Origin of the sequence: Dactylosporangium sp. NPDC049742 (assembly GCF_040674675.1) — a bacterium.
GTDB lineage: Bacteria > Actinomycetota > Actinomycetes > Mycobacteriales > Micromonosporaceae > Dactylosporangium > Dactylosporangium maewongense.
The window spans coordinates 1-339 of the sequence record NZ_JBFANF010000024.1; positions in this window are offsets into that span (position 1 = coordinate 1).

The window sequence follows — 339 nt, forward strand, 5'->3', positions numbered from 1 at the left end:
AACGCCCCCCACTCTTTTCACCCACCCACTCACCCCCCCCACACGCGCGCGCCCCGGACCCCCCCTCCTCCCCGCCCCGGCGCCGCGCCGGCTCTGTCCACGCACCCGCTCCGACCACACACTCGCCCGGCGCGCACACACGGCCCCGGCCCAGCCGGGCACCGCACACAGCCGGGCACCGTGCCCAACCCGGCATTGAGCCCGGTCTGGCGCGGCACCCAGCCTGGCGCGGCACCCGGTTCACCAGCTCCGACCACGCACCCACTCCGACCACACACTCGCCCGGCACTCACACATAGCCCCGACTCAGTCGCAGCCAGCCGACACCGCACACAGCCC